Below are 14,094 nucleotides of genomic sequence, written 5' to 3' on the forward strand. Positions count from 1 at the left end.
ATGGTTTTGGGGCTGCTTCGCAACCCAGCGGGGATGAATCCCCTCGCCACAGTAAGTCCCGGCCATAAACAATCTGAATGAATCCCCTCACCACAGTAATATTCCAAGCGACTATTGGATCAGCCGCGCCAAGCCATCCAGCAAGCGCTGCAATGCGCCCTGATTGCGCCGCATCACCGCCAGCCCGGCCTCGGCCATGCGCTGCGCATCACGCGGCAGTTCGAACAAGCGCTGCACCTCGACTGCCAGGCCTTCGGCATCATCCACTTCGGCCAACGCCCCGGCTTCGCGCAGTTGCGCAGCGATGTCGAGGAAGTTGAACAGGTGTGGGCCGCTGAGTACCGGTTTCGCCAGCGCGGCGGGTTCGAGCAGGTTGTGCCCGCCATTCGGCACCAGACTGCCGCCGACAAATGCGCTGTCGGCCAGGGCATAGAGAAACAGCAACTCGCCCATGGTGTCGCCAAGCAGCACGCGCGTCTGCGCATCGACATTGGCCCCGGTCGAGCGACGTACCGTGGCGAAACCTTCGCGCTGGCACAGGTCGAACACCGAATTGAAGCGCTCCGGATGACGCGGCACCAGAATCAATAATGCATCCGGATGATTGGCCAACAGGCGACGATGGGCGTCGAGCACCACTTCGTCTTCGCCTTCGTGAGTGCTCGCGGCGATCCACAAGGGACGATCCTGTGCCTGCCACTGGCTACGCAGATCGGCTGCACGCTGCAACAGTTGCGGGTCGATAGTCAGGTCGAACTTGATCGAACCGGTGACGTCAACGGTTTCCGAACGCGCGCCGAGATCGCGGAAGCGCTGGGCCTCGGCTTCGGTCTGCACCGCCAACAGGCTCATCTCGGCAAGCATAGGCGCGGTGAGTTTGCTGAAACGGCCATAGCCTTTGGCGGAACGCTGCGACAACCGTCCATTGGCCAGCGCCACCGGAATTCCGCGCTTGGCACACTGATGAATGTGGTTTGGCCACAGCTCGGTTTCCATGATCACCGCAAGTTTCGGCTGCACGCGATCAAGAAAACGCGCCGCCGCACAAGGCAAGTCATACGGCAGATAGCAGTGTTGAATGCGCGATTCGTTGGCGAACAGTGCCTGAATCCGCTCCGAACCGGTCGGGGTCATGCAGGTCACGGTGATCGGCAGCGCCGGATAGCGTTCCAGCAGCGCGCGGATCATCGGCGCGGCGGCAATGCTTTCGCCCACCGATACCGCGTGCACCCAAATGCCGCCGGGCTGCAAGGTCGGCATGCCAAGAGTAAAGCGCTCGCCAATGCGCTTGGCATACGCCGGCGCCTTGCGCGCGCGCAGCCACAGCCGAATCGCCACCAATGGCAGCCCCAGGTAAAACAGCGCGGTGTAGAGAGTTCTATTCATGGCGGCGGAGTTTATCGGCTTTTGTCGCCGATCGCCCGCAAGTGCACGGCAAAACGTTCCGCCAGCCAGCGCGCGGCGGGGCCGAGCGGTTCGTCGCGGCGCCAGACCAGTTCCACCACCAGCGACGGCGGCGTCCATTCACTGTCGAGCTCAATCATTTGGCCCTGATACGCCGAGTACTGCACAACGTGGCGCGGCAACCACGCCCAGCCGAGATCGCGCACCAGCCATTCGGACATCACGTAAAAACTGTCGGCGCGCCACACCTGCGGGCTGGCCGGCTCGTTGCCGGGATAGACGCTGGTCTGCGTCGACATCAGCAATTGCCGGTGCTGCGCCAGTTGCTGGCAGGTCACGTAGGCCTGTTGCGCCAGCGGATGATTGACACCGCAGACCGTGACCATTTCCACTCGACCCAGTACGCGCCGCTCAAGGGCTTCGGGGATTTCATCGTGATAGAACAGCAGGCCGAGGTCGGCGCGACGGTCGACCAGTTTGCGCGCGACTTCGCCTTGGGCGGCGCTGGTCAGTTGCACTTCCAGGCTGGGAAACTGCTCGGCCAGTTCGCCGAAACTTTCCACCAGCGCTTGATACGGCATCGCCTCGTCCTGAGCCACCCGCAACTGCGCCTCCTGACCGCGCAGCATCGCCATGGCCCTGCCGTTGAGGCGCTCGCACTGGCGCAACACTTCGCGGGCCTCTTCCAGCAATGCCGCGCCCGCCTCGGTGAGCATCGGCTGCCGACCGCTGCTGCGTTCGAACAGGCTCACGCCCAAATCCTCTTCGAGCATCGCAACAGCACTGCTGATTGCCGATTGCGCCTTACGTTGTCGGCGCGCCACGGCGGAGAAAGACCGCAGTTCAGCGACATCGACAAATACCCGCAGCTGATCGAGATTCCATTGCATGCTTGCTACCAACCAATCTATAGAACAGATAGGTAATGACTTTACCCCATCTGAGCAATCCCTAAAATGTCGCCTCAGCAAGCAACGATTTATTTGAGGATCGAAACCATGAACGTCTACGTCTATCTGGCCATCGCCATCTGCGCCGAAGTGATCGCCACTGTTTCGATGAAAGCGGTCAAGGGCTTCAGCACGCCGCTGCCGCTGATTCTGGTGATTGTCGGCTACGGGATTGCATTCTGGATGCTGACGCTGGTGGTGCGCACCGTACCGGTGGGCGTTGCCTACGCGGTCTGGGCGGGGATGGGCATTGTCATGGTCAGCGTCGCCGCTCTGTTCATTTACGGGCAGAAGCTCGACGTACCGGCGATGCTGGGGATGGCGTTGATCGTGCTGGGGGTCGTCGTGATTCAGCTGTTTTCGAAAACTGCCGGGCATTAAAAAGCAGCAGCAAGCTTCAAGCGGCAAGCCGCAAGCATTGCTGATTTGCTGGTCCGGGTTGCAGCTTGCAGCTTGAAGCTTGAAACTTGCGGCTTCTTCAAGCTCCGAGGTCGCTGCATGCCATCCGTTATTTCCACCGACGTTCTGATTGTCGGCGCTGGTGTCGCCGGCCTCTGGCTGAATGCGCGCCTGCGCGGTCAGGGTTTTTCGACCGTGCTGGTGGAAAGCGCCAGCCTCGGTGGCGGGCAGAGCGTGAAGTCCCAGGGCATCATCCACGGCGGCGCCAAGTACGCGCTGCACGGTGCGCTGACTGGCGCCTCGGAAGCCATCGCCGACATGCCGCGCCGCTGGCGCCAGGCGCTGGCCGGCACGGGCGAGCTGGATCTGTCCGGCGTACGCCTGCTGTCCGAAGCGCATTACCTGTGGTCGCCGGGCACACTGGCCGGCAACCTGACCAGTTTCTTCGCCAGCAAAGCCGTGCGTGGCCGGGTCGATCAGGTCAAGGGTGACGAGCTGCCGCTGGCCCTGCAAGACAAGCGTTTCAAGGGCAAGGTCTATCGCCTCGCCGAACTGGTGGTGGATGTCCCGAGCCTGATCCAGCGTCTGGCCGAGCTGGCCGGTGACGGTCTGCTCGCCGGGCAGGTCATCGAACCGCTGCTGGAAGCCGGCGTGCTGGTCGGCCTGAAAGTCGACGGCCGTGAGATCCGCGCCCAGCGCATCGTCCTCAGTGCTGGCGCCGGCACTGCCGAACTGCTCGAAGCCCTGGGCCTGAGCCGTCCGGCCATGCAGCGCCGCCCCCTGCACATGATCCTCGCCAAAGGTCCCGGCTTGAAACCGTTGTACGCGCACTGCCTGGGCGGCGGCACCAAGCCGCGCATCACGGTGACCACGCACCCGGCCGCTGACGGCCAGTGGGTCTGGTACATGGGCGGCGACATTGCCGAAAGCGAAGGCGTGGCCCGCGAACCGGCGGAACAGATCGCCACCGCGCAAAAGGAAATCGCCCAGTTGCTGCCGTGGATCGACCTCAGCACCACGCGATGGGCGACCCTGCGCGTCGATCGCGCCGAGCCGCTGCAAACCGGCCTGACCCGCCCGGACAACGCGTTCCTCGCCGAGGAAGGTCGCTTGCTCGTCGGCTGGCCGACCAAACTGGCACTGGCGCCAGACTTCGCCGACCGCGTTATCGCTTCGTTGCAACGCGACGGCATCCAGGCGCAGGCGACTGATCCGCTGCCGCCGCTGCCGAAACCACCGCTCGGTGTACCCGCGTGGGAGCAACTGCTGCCATGACCATCGCCACTCTGCACGAACTGCATCGCCCGCTGGGCAGCACCGGCCTGTCGGTGTCGCCGCTGGGTCTGGGCACAGTCAAACTCGGCCGCGATCAAGGGGTGAAATACCCCAACGGCTTTCAGATTCCCGGCGACGACGAGGCGCGCATGCTGCTGCGCCAGGCGCGGGATCTGGGCATCAACCTGATCGACACCGCGCCGGCCTATGGTCGCAGCGAAGAACGCCTCGGCCCGCTGCTGCGCGGCCAGCGACGGGATTGGGTGATTGTCAGCAAGGTCGGCGAAGAGTTTGCAGATGGCGTGTCGCGCCACGACTTCAGCGCTGCGCACACGCGAATGTCGGTCGAGCGCAGCCTGCAACGTCTGGAAACGGATTTTATCGATCTGGTCCTCGTGCACTCGGACGGCAATGACATGGCCATCCTCGAGCACGAAGAGGTCTACGCCACCCTCGCCGCACTGAAGGCCGAGGGCAAGATTCGCGGCTTCGGGTTTTCCGGGAAAACCGTCGAAGGTGGGCTGAAAGCGCTGGAGCAAGGCGACTGTGCGATGGTCACCTACAATCTGAACGAACAAAACGAAAAGGCGGTCATTGACTATGCTGCTGCCCACGGCAAAGCCATTCTGGTGAAAAAAGCCTTGGCCAGCGGTCATGTCTGTCTGAGTCCGGGAGTCGATCCGGTGCGCGCCAGCTTCGAGTTGCTGTTCACTCAGCCTGGTGTTGCCAGTGCTATTGTCGGCACGATCAATCCGCTGCACCTCGCCCATAACGTTGCGACCGTTGCCCAGGTCCTGCGTAGTCACTGACGCCGCCCCGCGGCCTTAAGCCAGGAGCCGATATGCCGCGCACGCTCATCCGCAAGAACCCGAGCAACTTCAAGACGCTGCCACTGTTCGTCGAAGCCACGCCCGAAGGCCTGAGCTATCAGAGCGTCGGCATGCCGCTGAACTTCGCCCAGACCCTGCAACGGCGCAAACCGGTCAGCGTCGCCGACAGCGAGCGCTTCGCCCTGGAACTGGCCAACCTCGGCGTGTCCGTGCGCCTGACCTTGCATTGGCAGAATCGCGATTACTGGGTGCTGGTGCGCCAGCGTCGCCAGGATCGCGGCGACGTGGTACTGAAGCTGATTTCCGGCTACGTACCGGCCCATGAGCTGAACATTCCGCTGCACACGGCGATTCAGGAAATTGCCGAAGAGTGCCTGCTGGAAACCCCGGAAGGCTGGCTCGGCGGGCGTTTCAATGACACCTGGCTGCCCGCGCCCTACTCCGCCGCGCTGCATTACCGCGAAGCGCTGCCGTTTCGCCTGACACCGCTGTCCGGTTCGGCACGGCCGGTGCGCTGCGCCAACCTGCAATTGCTGGAGCGGCCAAGGGCGTACGTGCATCTGCCGACGGCGTCCCTGCAATTGATCTATGACTTGCGCCTGGATGTGCCCAAGGAGGCGAAGTCCTTGAGCCTGTTTCATGTCGATGAACGCTTGGAGGGTGATCAATTGGTGGCGCGGCTCGATCGCAAACGGCCTGACCTGTATTTGATGCCATTGCACGACGGTCAGCCGCTGCCCGAGTTGTACACCCTGAAAAAGGATCAACTGTATCCGGCCAGTACCCGCGGTCTGTATCTGGCTGAAAGCTTTGCCCGCCAGGATGGCTGGCTGGTGCGCGATGAGCGGATTCGCTGGAAGGACTGGTTGCGCCAACAGGGCCTGACGCCAGCGGAGAAGGCCACTGGACTGGCCCGCCTGCGCGGCAAGGCCAGGCAGCTGCTGAAGAAAATCGTACCGCGCAAGAAAGTGAATTCCTGAAAGCAAAAGATCGCAGCCTTCGACGACTCCTGCATTGGAATGTATTTCCCTGTAGGAGTTGCCGCAGGCTGCGATCTCTTGAGCTTATTGGCCGCGGATCTTTTCCACGATTGCTGTCGTCGAGCTGTTCTCCACCAGCCCCAGCACTTTCACCGTGCCGCCATAGGCGGTGACGATATCGGCGCCGACTACCTGATCGATGCCGTAATCGCCACCCTTGACCAACACATCCGGTTTGACCTCGCGCAGCAGGTTTTCCGGCGTGCCTTCAGAAAAGCTGATCACCCAGTCCACCGCGCCGAGACCGGCGAGTACCGCCATGCGTCGGTCAACGCTGTTGATCGGCCGGCCCGGGCCTTTCAGGCGGCTGACCGAGGCGTCATCGTTGACCGCCACGATCAGACGGTCGCCCTGAGCGCGGGCCTGTTCCAGATAGGTCACGTGGCCGGCATGCAGGATATCGAAGCAGCCATTGGTGAAGACAATCCGCTCGTTGTGCGCACGGGCATCGTCAACCGCCAGCAGCAGTTGCTCAAGACCCAGCACACCTCGCTCCGAACCTTCTTCGCGCTGAATGGCGCGGCGCAGTTCCGGGGCGCTGATCGCTGCGGTACCCAACTTGCCGACGACGATGCCTGCTGCCAGATTGGCCAGCGCCACGGCGTGCGGCAGTTCTTCGCCTGCGGCAATGGCTGCGGCCAGGGTCGAAATCACCGTATCGCCGGCACCGGTCACGTCGAACACTTCGCGGGCGCGGGCCGGCAGATGCAACGCCGGATGATCCGGACGCAGCAAGGTCATGCCGTGTTCACCACGGGTCACCAGCAGCGCGCCGAGGTCGAGCTCCTGCATCAGGACGGCGCCCTTGCTCACCAGTTCGTGCTCATCGGCGCAACCACCGACGATGGTTTCGAACTCGCTGAGATTCGGTGTGATCAGGCTGGCACCGCGGTAGATCGAAAAGTCCTTGCCCTTGGGATCGGCCAGCACCGGAATGCCTTTGGCACGGGCGGCCTGGATCAGCGTCTGATGATTCTTCAGCGCACCTTTGCCGTAATCCGACAGCACCAGCACCTTGATGCCTTCCAGCAGTTCGTCGACTTGCGCGGCCAGTGCCAGCGCATCTGTGGCAAACACCTCTTCGAAATCGATACGCAGCAGTTGCTGATGCCGGCTCATGACCCGCAGCTTGACGATGGTCGGTTGATGGGCGATGCGCTGGAACAAGGCGCGCACGCCGGCGCCCTTGAGACTGTTGCTCAGGCTGTCGGCGGCTTCGTCATCGCCGGTCACGCCCACCAGTGATGCCGGTGCACCCAGCGCGGCAATGTTCAGCGCCACGTTGGCGGCACCGCCCGGGCGATCTTCGATCTGCTCGACCTTGACCACCGGCACCGGCGCTTCAGGGGAAATCCGTGAGGTTCCGCCATGCCAGTAACGGTCGAGCATGACATCGCCGACCACCAAGACAGGGGCTTGATCGAATCGCGGCATCGACAATTTCATGGAGCAACCCACATACAAAATGAACAGGGGCGCGATATTAACAGGATCGCGCGCACCGGGAATACACGAGGGTGAGGCTGGCTCACCCTGGTCCGCAGATCAGGCAATGTCTTCGGCCGGAGCATCCAGCCCCATCGCATGCAGCCGCGCGTAATAGCCATTGTGAGCAAGCAATTGGGCATGAGTGCCGCGTTCGACGATCTCGCCCTGATCCATGACGAGGATCAGATCGGCCTTCTCGATGGTCGACAAACGGTGGGCAATCACCAGCGTGGTGCGGCCTTTCATGACATGGTCGAGTGCTGCCTGAATGTGCCGCTCGGACTCGGTATCAAGGGCCGAAGTCGCCTCGTCGAGGATCAGCAGCGGGGCGTTTTTCAGCAAGGCCCGGGCAATCGCCAGACGCTGACGCTGTCCGCCAGACAACAACACACCGTTCTCGCCCACCTGGGTATCCAGGCCCTGAGGCATTTGCGCGATGAAGTCCATGGCAAATGCATCCCTGGCGGCTTTCTCGATATCTTCGCGAGGCGCGCCTGCCAGATCGCCGTAAGCGATGTTGTTGGCGATGGTGTCGTTGAACAGCGTCACGTGCTGGGTCACTTGCGCTACATGGCGGCGCAGATTGCGCAGGCGATAATCTTCGATCTCGACATCATCGAGCAGAATTTCGCCGGTCTCGTGGTGATAGAAGCGCGGAATGAGACTGGCCAGCGTCGACTTGCCGCTGCCGGAACGCCCGACCAGTGCGATCATCTGACCTGGTGACGCGGTGAAGCTGATGTTTTTCAGCACTTCCCGTTCGGTGCCCGGGTAAGTGAAGCTGAGGTTGTTCACCGCCAGGTGGCCACTGACCCGATCACGCTCGATCGTGCCGGTATCGATTTCCGGTTCAACGTCGAGTTGCTCGAAAATGCTTTCAGCACCGGCCACGCCTTTCTGAATGGTCGAGCTGACTTCGGACAATTGCCGGATCGGCTTCGGCAGCAAACCTGCTGCCGTGATGTACGCGACCAGATCACCGGCCGTTGCATCACCGCGCAGGAACAACACCAGGAACATCAGCACGGCCATGGCGGTGTAGATCACCAGCTGCAGCATCGGCGTATACACCGCGCCGGTCTTGGTCATGCGCAACTGTTTGTCGGTGTTGCTCTGACTGGCCGCCGCAAAACGCTGCTGCTCATAAGCCTCGCCACCAAAACTGCGCACGACCCGATAGCCTTGAATGGTTTCGGAGGCGACATGGGTGACATCGCCCATTGCCACTTGAATCTTCTTGCTCTGCTTGCGGAATTTCTTGCTGGTGTTGCCGACCATGAACGCGATCACAGGCAGGATCGCCAGCATCACCAAGGTCAGCTTCCAGTTCATCCAGAGCAGATAGGCGAACAGGAAAACCACGGTCAGGCCTTCGCGGATCACCACTTTGATGGCATCGGTGGCGGCGCCGGTGACCATGGTCACGTTGAAGGTGATGCGCGAGATCAGATGACCCGAGTTGTGGGTATCGAAATAGCGGTTGGGCAGTACCAACAGTTTGTTGAACAATTCGATACGCAGGTCATGCACCAGCCCCAACGAAACCCTCGCCAGGTAATAGTTGCCGAGAAACGAGCCAAGGCCCTGCCACGCTGCGATCAAAATGATCAGCAACGGCACAGCCATCAACAGCTGCACGTCGCGCAGATAAGGCACATTGGGGAAGAGCACCGCTTCGGGATTGCTCAGGCCATCGACAAAATACTTGAGAATCCCGGCCAGCATCGGTTGCGTGGAAGCAAAGATCACGAAGCCCACGATACTCAGCAGGAAAAGACCGATATAGGGTTTTACGTACCCCAACAGCCGAAAGTAGATTTTCAGGCTGGATTCCTGTTCCGCTTTGGGCGGTGCGTCAGTCATCGTAGAGCTCACTGGTTAAGAAGAACGCGAAATTTTATCACAAGCGCCGCCATTGGCCCGCGCCCATACCAAAACGCTGGCAAGCCCCAACGGCAGCCAGCTGATGAACCACTCGGCGCGCGGGGTGCCGGTGAGGCTGGCAGCGTCGAACTGCATCGCCAGTGTCGAGAATAGCCAGATACCGATGATCCCCCGGGCATACAGCGTTTCCCGAACTTTCCACGCCTGGAAAATCACGCCGAACCAGACGGCAGACCATAACAGCAGTCCCGGCAGACCCAGCACGATCGCGACATGGGTGAACAGGTTGTGGGCGTGATCGAAGGTCATTCCAGACCAGAGCACCCGATAGTCCCCACCCAGACCCAGCCCGCCCCAGGGGTGCTTGGCGATCATATCCAGAGAAGCCATCAGAATCTGCGGACGATACGAGACCCCGCGCGCCAGCACCAACGGCTCGAACAGCCACAGCGCCGCAATCGCCACCACCAGTGCCACGGCTGCGACGATTCGGCTGTGCCGGTCACGGCACCAGATCGGCATGGCCAGGATGGTCAGAAACAGCGCCAACGCCGCACCGCGGCTCTGACTCATCAGGACAAAAACAACCAGCACCGTCAACGCCAGTGCCCAGATCCCTTGCCGCATCAAATCACGCGGCGCCCACAGGGCCAGCCACACGGCCGCGAGGCCGATGACATAGCCGCCGAGGATCGGATGCGCCAGTTCACCCAGACCTTCCACCCGCGCAGACCAGGCGTTGCCGTCAATGACGTAGAACCTGACAATCGCCACCAGCGCCGTCACCGCCAATCCCAGCCCGCCCCACTGCATCAGGCGAATCAACCGCTCGGGGCGTCCGCTGGCAAACACCGGAAAAAACAGCAGGAACACCACGATGTACAACAGACGCTTGGCCTCGCGACCCGTTTCCGGTGCGTTTGTCCATGCCAGACTGATCAGCGACCAGACCAGCAATCCGAGCAACGGCAGGTAGATCCAGCGTTGCTCGTAAAGCACTTCCCTGACGCGGTGCCGCGCAGGCCAGCCCAGCACTAGCGCCGGCAACCAGACGAGAGCAACCAGCCCCTGCTGGTAAACCTTGTTGGTGGGCGCTACGGCAATGGCCAGTAAAAACCACAAGAGCCCCGTCGCCATCCATAGTTGCGCCCAGCGTGTTTCCTGCATCAATCTGCTCCTGACAAGGGTTCGCCCATGCGACGCGGCATGGTTAAAATCGAAACTTTTCGGCATCATTGCCCGCTACAACACCCCGCACTTTCGACAAGGCTTCCTACGATGCGATGCTCCCGGCTCTCCCAAGCCGCTCTAGACCAAATGATCGACGCTGCCAAAGTGCTGGAAGCGGACAGCTACGGGCCGAAAGTCTACCTGCTGCAAGATGGAAAAATTCTCAAACTGTTCCGTCGCAAGCGGTTTTTTTCATCCGCTCTGCTGCGCCCCTATTCGAAGCGGTTCATCGACAATGCCGTCGAGCTGCAAAAACTCGGCGTACCGACCTTGCAGATCCTGCAGTTCTTTCGCCTTGAAAAACCAGGCATGACCGCCGTGCTGTATGAGCCTCTGCCAGGGCAGACGCTGCGTCAGATCGCCAGCAAACAAGGGTTCGAGTGGAAGCAGGCGTTGCCGGACCTCGCCGCCCTGATACGCAGCTTGCACCGCTCGGGCATCTATTTCCGCTCCCTGCATCTTGGCAACATCGTGGTCACGCCAGACAACCGCATGGGCCTGATCGATGTTGCCGACATGCGCTTTACCCGCGGACCGTTGCCTAAGCGCTTGATCAAACGCAACCTGCAACATTTCGCCCGCTATATTGCGCGAGAAAAGCTGAACGACAGCTTTCCGATGCAGGCACTTGAGCGCGCGGTCTTGTCGTCATGAAAACAATGCGCGGGCAGCCTGGCTGAAGCTCGACCAGGCCTCGTCCGGTGCAAGCATCCGGTACTGCTCGGCATTGATCGCTTGAGATGAAGCACTGAAGGCGCGGTCGATGGCCTCGGCCCAGGCTTTTGTGTCATTGACCGGGGCATACCAGCCGGCGCTGCCCAGCTGTTCGCTGAACACCTCCAGATCGCTGCACAGCACCGGTACGCCGGCCATCACCGCTTCCTGCATGACCAGACCCAGGCCCTCCTCCAGGGAAGGGATGGCCACCCAGTCGAACGCACGATAAAGCTGAGCTGCTTCGTTCAGATGGCCGGTCAGCAAGACCTTCTCGTGCAAGCCAAGCGCGTCGATGCGCTGCTCCAGCGCCGCGCGTTTGGAGCCTTCGCCAACAATGACCAGGCGCAAGTCCGGGCGGGTGTCGAGTGCTGCGGCAAAGGCATCCAGCAGATAGCCGAAACCTTTTTCCGAGACCAGCCGCCCTACGGCGCCCAATACTGGCGCATCGCCTTGCGGCAAACCCAGCCGTGTCCGGGCTTGCTCGCGGGTGAGCAGGTCAGCGCGAAACGCCTCAGGATCGAACGCACTTCGCAGCGCGGTGACAGGCATCTGCAGATCGCGGGCCAGTGAATCGGCAAGGGTGCTGGAAACGGCAACCAATGTCAGCCGGGACGCAGGAATTGCCTGAAAGAGTGCCTGGTCGCCGGCATTCAAACGCGCCGAACCGTGGAAGATCACTACCGCGCGGATATGCGGCAGTTTCTTGAGGACCGGTAACAACGTGCGTGCGACACCCATGCCGTCCAGCAGCAGCAATCGAGCGTCACTGTCCACGAGCGCCTGGCGAAACCTCGCCCGCATCACGGGTTTGGCCAAACGCCAGAAATGCCGGCCCTTCAGGCGGGCTGACGATAACTGCCACTCCCGGACCTCACCGACATCCACGCCGCACTCGGCTCCCTGCCCCTGGAGGAGCCAGGTTTTGACCACCGCCGACGGCGCAGCCTGAGAGAGTATCTGCTGATGCACTTTATGGATTGATGCGAACGGAGCGCCACCGGCCCACATGATATTGAGAATATTCATAGGGCAGAAAGCCGTTGCACGGATTTGCGGGGACAAGCTGCGCGGTACTCGAACTCAGTTGATGAACCAGCCAATGCAGACTCCCAGCAACAGAAACAAGGCAAATTTGATCTGTTCGCGGCGATTGCGGCGCGCTTTGCGTTCACGCTCGACATCCGTTTGCACATGCAGACCGAAACCGGTGTGCATGACCGCGTCTGCCTCGAGTATCAAGGCGTCCCTGTTCAGTTGTGAGTAGCGCTGTGACAAGGCCTTCTCGCCACCATGGCCGGCGAAAGGCGCACACAACCGATAGTCCTCGAGTCGACGCAACCCAGGGTTCAGCGAGAACCCCTGCCACTCCGGCTTGTCGGAAATCAGCGGATAACACGCAACGCCATCGACAATCTCGCGCGCGCCCAAATGGATGTAAGGACTGTGAACCCGCAGATCGTGATTATAGCTGCGCAACCAGATCTGCAGAATTTCCGGCCGGGCCTGCAGAACGGTCATCGAGTCTTCCACGAACCCTGGACGGTAGAACTCCCAGTCGTCTTCGCAATGAAAGATATAGGGTGTGCTGACCTGCCCGTAGGCCAGGTCGATCGATGCCAACTGGCCCAGCTTCGGACGATTGACGAAGATCGTGCAATGCTCTTTCCAGTGGGCAGGCAGAATCCCGGCAACGCCTTCGTCGCCGGCATCTTCGGTGATGAACACTTCACGAATGGGTGCCGTGTTGTACCGGTCGAAGCTATCGAGAGTGGCCTTGAGCAGATCGAGTCGACCGCAGCTGGTAACCACCAATGTAATCTGGCTTTCTTTGGAAAATTGCACCGAAATCTCGTTAATCAGAAGTCGCCAGCAATATCACTGGCTATATGACACTTGTCAAATGCCCACTTTCAGGCGGATTTTTTCCAGCAGACTCAGCGGCGCCCGCTCACGCAGCGGTGGCTCAAGCTCTTCAACGATGCGCTGACCGATCCGCGCGAAGCTGAACTGCTCCACCGCCAGTTCGCGACCGTTGTCAGCGATGCGTTGCGCCAGTTGCGGATCCTCGCGCAGCGTGGCCAGCTTTTCCTGCAACTGCGCGATCGTCTGATAGAACACCACGTTGTGCATGTCCTGCAAACCCAGCGCCGCAGCTTCGGCGGCGCCTTGATCATAGGCGAGCAGGACGCAGCCGCAAGCCATGGCTTCGAAGTTCTTGATCATGAACTCGCCCATGCCCACGTCCGCGCTGACAAAAAAGCGGATACGGTTGAGCGTTTCCAGGTATTCAGCCCCGGACTTGGTCCGCGTCACCAGCAGCGGCTCGACCTGGCCCAATTCATCCAGCAGTGCCTTGCGGCCGCTGTAGGCCACACTGTTGGTACTGCCGACGAAGGCAAGTTCGATATCCCTCTCGCGCCTCTGGTCCTGCAATTGCGTCTGATCGTAGCCCTTGGGCACGAACACGGCGTCGAAGCCCTCCGAGCGCAGGCGCTCGGCCACCACGAAACCGGAACTGATCACGCGTGCCCACGGCAACCGCCGATAGTGCGCACTGAACTTGCCGGTGTACTTGCAGGGGATGTAATTCTGATAGGCGTCGTGCTCCAGAATCACCAGATTGGGGATGGTGCGAATAAATCCGACCTGCCGGATCTCCTGCTTGAAGCGCAAGAAAAACACGATGCGGTCATAGCGGGAAACGTCGACTTCGCGGCGAAAGTATCGACGCAGATTGCGCTGCTCGTCACCGCTCAACCAGCGCAGATCGCACTCACAATGGGCGGCGACACCCTCGTACAACCGATCGAGAATGGCCCGTTGATCTTTCTGCACCAGAAATAGAACTTTCATTGTCTTCCTTGCCGCAACAGCAAC

Annotated in this window: 13 protein-coding genes; 5 read left to right on the plus strand and 8 right to left on the minus strand. The window is 61.0% G+C overall.

The features are described 5' to 3' along the window. Window positions 1-111: 111 nt before the first annotated feature. Both waaA and D8U70_RS02145 read right to left on the minus strand, forming a co-directional pair. Window positions 112-1,386 carry a lipid IV(A) 3-deoxy-D-manno-octulosonic acid transferase gene (gene waaA / locus D8U70_RS02140; RefSeq protein WP_130928210.1) on the minus strand — a complete coding sequence of 425 codons (1,275 nt, stop codon included), beginning with the start codon at window positions 1,384-1,386 and terminating at the stop codon, window positions 112-114. A gap of 11 nt (window positions 1,387-1,397) precedes the next feature. Continuing rightward, complete coding sequence (locus D8U70_RS02145) at window positions 1,398-2,294, minus strand: LysR family transcriptional regulator (protein ID WP_130928211.1); 897 nt, start codon at window positions 2,292-2,294, stop codon at window positions 1,398-1,400. A gap of 108 nt (window positions 2,295-2,402) precedes the next feature. Between D8U70_RS02145 and D8U70_RS02150 the strand changes: the two genes are divergently transcribed. The 4 genes from D8U70_RS02150 to D8U70_RS02165 all read left to right on the plus strand — a co-directional run bounded on the left by D8U70_RS02150 (window position 2,403) and on the right by D8U70_RS02165 (window position 5,838). Further along, a complete protein-coding gene (locus D8U70_RS02150; protein ID WP_130928212.1) occupies window positions 2,403-2,735 on the plus strand; it encodes a multidrug efflux SMR transporter in 333 nt (110 codons plus the stop codon). A gap of 117 nt (window positions 2,736-2,852) precedes the next feature. Next, on the plus strand, window positions 2,853-4,028 hold the full coding sequence (locus D8U70_RS02155; protein ID WP_073471657.1) for an FAD-dependent oxidoreductase: 1,176 nt from the start codon (window positions 2,853-2,855) through the stop codon (window positions 4,026-4,028). Beyond that, entirely contained in the window at window positions 4,025-4,837 is an 813-nt protein-coding gene (locus tag D8U70_RS02160; protein ID WP_130928213.1) for an aldo/keto reductase, read from the plus strand. The genes D8U70_RS02155 and D8U70_RS02160 overlap by 4 nt, the downstream gene beginning before the upstream one ends. 32 nt (window positions 4,838-4,869) lie before the next feature. After that, a complete protein-coding gene (locus D8U70_RS02165; RefSeq protein ID WP_024011335.1) occupies window positions 4,870-5,838 on the plus strand; it encodes a hypothetical protein in 969 nt (322 codons plus the stop codon). Window positions 5,839-5,922: 84 nt separating this feature from the next. Here the strand turns inward: D8U70_RS02165 and hldE are convergent, their stop codons facing one another. The 3 genes from hldE to D8U70_RS02180 form a co-directional block, all read right to left on the minus strand. Further along, entirely contained in the window at window positions 5,923-7,344 is a 1,422-nt protein-coding gene (gene hldE, locus D8U70_RS02170) for a bifunctional D-glycero-beta-D-manno-heptose-7-phosphate kinase/D-glycero-beta-D-manno-heptose 1-phosphate adenylyltransferase HldE (RefSeq protein ID WP_101156451.1), read from the minus strand. A gap of 99 nt (window positions 7,345-7,443) precedes the next feature. Next, window positions 7,444-9,249 (minus strand): lipid A export permease/ATP-binding protein MsbA, encoded by a 1,806-nt coding sequence (msbA, locus tag D8U70_RS02175; protein ID WP_016771984.1) that lies wholly within the window; start codon window positions 9,247-9,249, stop codon window positions 7,444-7,446. A gap of 15 nt (window positions 9,250-9,264) precedes the next feature. Then, the gene (locus D8U70_RS02180; RefSeq protein WP_122705051.1) at window positions 9,265-10,437 is read right to left on the minus strand and encodes an O-antigen ligase family protein; all 1,173 of its coding nucleotides are present in this window, start codon (window positions 10,435-10,437) and stop codon (window positions 9,265-9,267) included. A 150-nt stretch (window positions 10,438-10,587) separates the two neighbouring features. On the opposite strand from D8U70_RS02180, the gene D8U70_RS02185 reads away from it, so the two are divergent. After that, on the plus strand, window positions 10,588-11,154 hold the full coding sequence (locus D8U70_RS02185) for a lipopolysaccharide kinase InaA family protein (RefSeq protein WP_016771986.1): 567 nt from the start codon (window positions 10,588-10,590) through the stop codon (window positions 11,152-11,154). On the opposite strand, the gene D8U70_RS02190 is transcribed toward D8U70_RS02185, so the two are convergent. From D8U70_RS02190 to D8U70_RS02200, 3 genes are read right to left on the minus strand one after another with little or no spacing between them, the layout of a single operon-like run. Then, window positions 11,149-12,243 (minus strand): glycosyltransferase family 4 protein, encoded by a 1,095-nt coding sequence (locus D8U70_RS02190; protein WP_130928246.1) that lies wholly within the window; start codon window positions 12,241-12,243, stop codon window positions 11,149-11,151. The genes D8U70_RS02185 and D8U70_RS02190 overlap by 6 nt on opposite strands. A gap of 54 nt (window positions 12,244-12,297) precedes the next feature. Beyond that, window positions 12,298-13,059, minus strand: coding sequence for a hypothetical protein (locus D8U70_RS02195; RefSeq protein WP_024011332.1), 762 nt, complete (start codon window positions 13,057-13,059; stop codon window positions 12,298-12,300). 54 nt (window positions 13,060-13,113) lie between these two features. Beyond that, entirely contained in the window at window positions 13,114-14,070 is a 957-nt protein-coding gene (locus D8U70_RS02200; RefSeq protein WP_110644878.1) for a glycosyltransferase, read from the minus strand. Window positions 14,071-14,094: the final 24 nt, after the last annotated feature.

This window comes from Pseudomonas sp. Sample_20 (genome assembly GCF_004307585.1).
Lineage (GTDB): Bacteria > Pseudomonadota > Gammaproteobacteria > Pseudomonadales > Pseudomonadaceae > Aquipseudomonas > Aquipseudomonas atacamensis.

Bases quoted from the DNA above. Each gene is read 5' to 3' on its own strand.
- waaA (WP_130928210.1), bottom strand. From the start codon at position 1,386: ATGAATAGAACTCTCTACACCGCGCTGTTTTACCTGGGGCTGCCATTG.
- D8U70_RS02145 (WP_130928211.1), bottom strand. From the start codon at position 2,294: ATGCAATGGAATCTCGATCAGCTGCGGGTATTTGTCGATGTCGCTGAA.
- D8U70_RS02150 (WP_130928212.1), top strand. From the start codon at position 2,403: ATGAACGTCTACGTCTATCTGGCCATCGCCATCTGCGCCGAAGTGATC.
- D8U70_RS02155 (WP_073471657.1), top strand. From the start codon at position 2,853: ATGCCATCCGTTATTTCCACCGACGTTCTGATTGTCGGCGCTGGTGTC.
- D8U70_RS02160 (WP_130928213.1), top strand. From the start codon at position 4,025: ATGACCATCGCCACTCTGCACGAACTGCATCGCCCGCTGGGCAGCACC.
- D8U70_RS02165 (WP_024011335.1), top strand. From the start codon at position 4,870: ATGCCGCGCACGCTCATCCGCAAGAACCCGAGCAACTTCAAGACGCTG.
- hldE (WP_101156451.1), bottom strand. From the start codon at position 7,344: ATGAAATTGTCGATGCCGCGATTCGATCAAGCCCCTGTCTTGGTGGTC.
- msbA (WP_016771984.1), bottom strand. From the start codon at position 9,249: ATGACTGACGCACCGCCCAAAGCGGAACAGGAATCCAGCCTGAAAATC.
- D8U70_RS02180 (WP_122705051.1), bottom strand. From the start codon at position 10,437: ATGCAGGAAACACGCTGGGCGCAACTATGGATGGCGACGGGGCTCTTG.
- D8U70_RS02185 (WP_016771986.1), top strand. From the start codon at position 10,588: ATGATCGACGCTGCCAAAGTGCTGGAAGCGGACAGCTACGGGCCGAAA.
- D8U70_RS02190 (WP_130928246.1), bottom strand. From the start codon at position 12,243: ATGAATATTCTCAATATCATGTGGGCCGGTGGCGCTCCGTTCGCATCA.
- D8U70_RS02200 (WP_110644878.1), bottom strand. From the start codon at position 14,070: ATGAAAGTTCTATTTCTGGTGCAGAAAGATCAACGGGCCATTCTCGAT.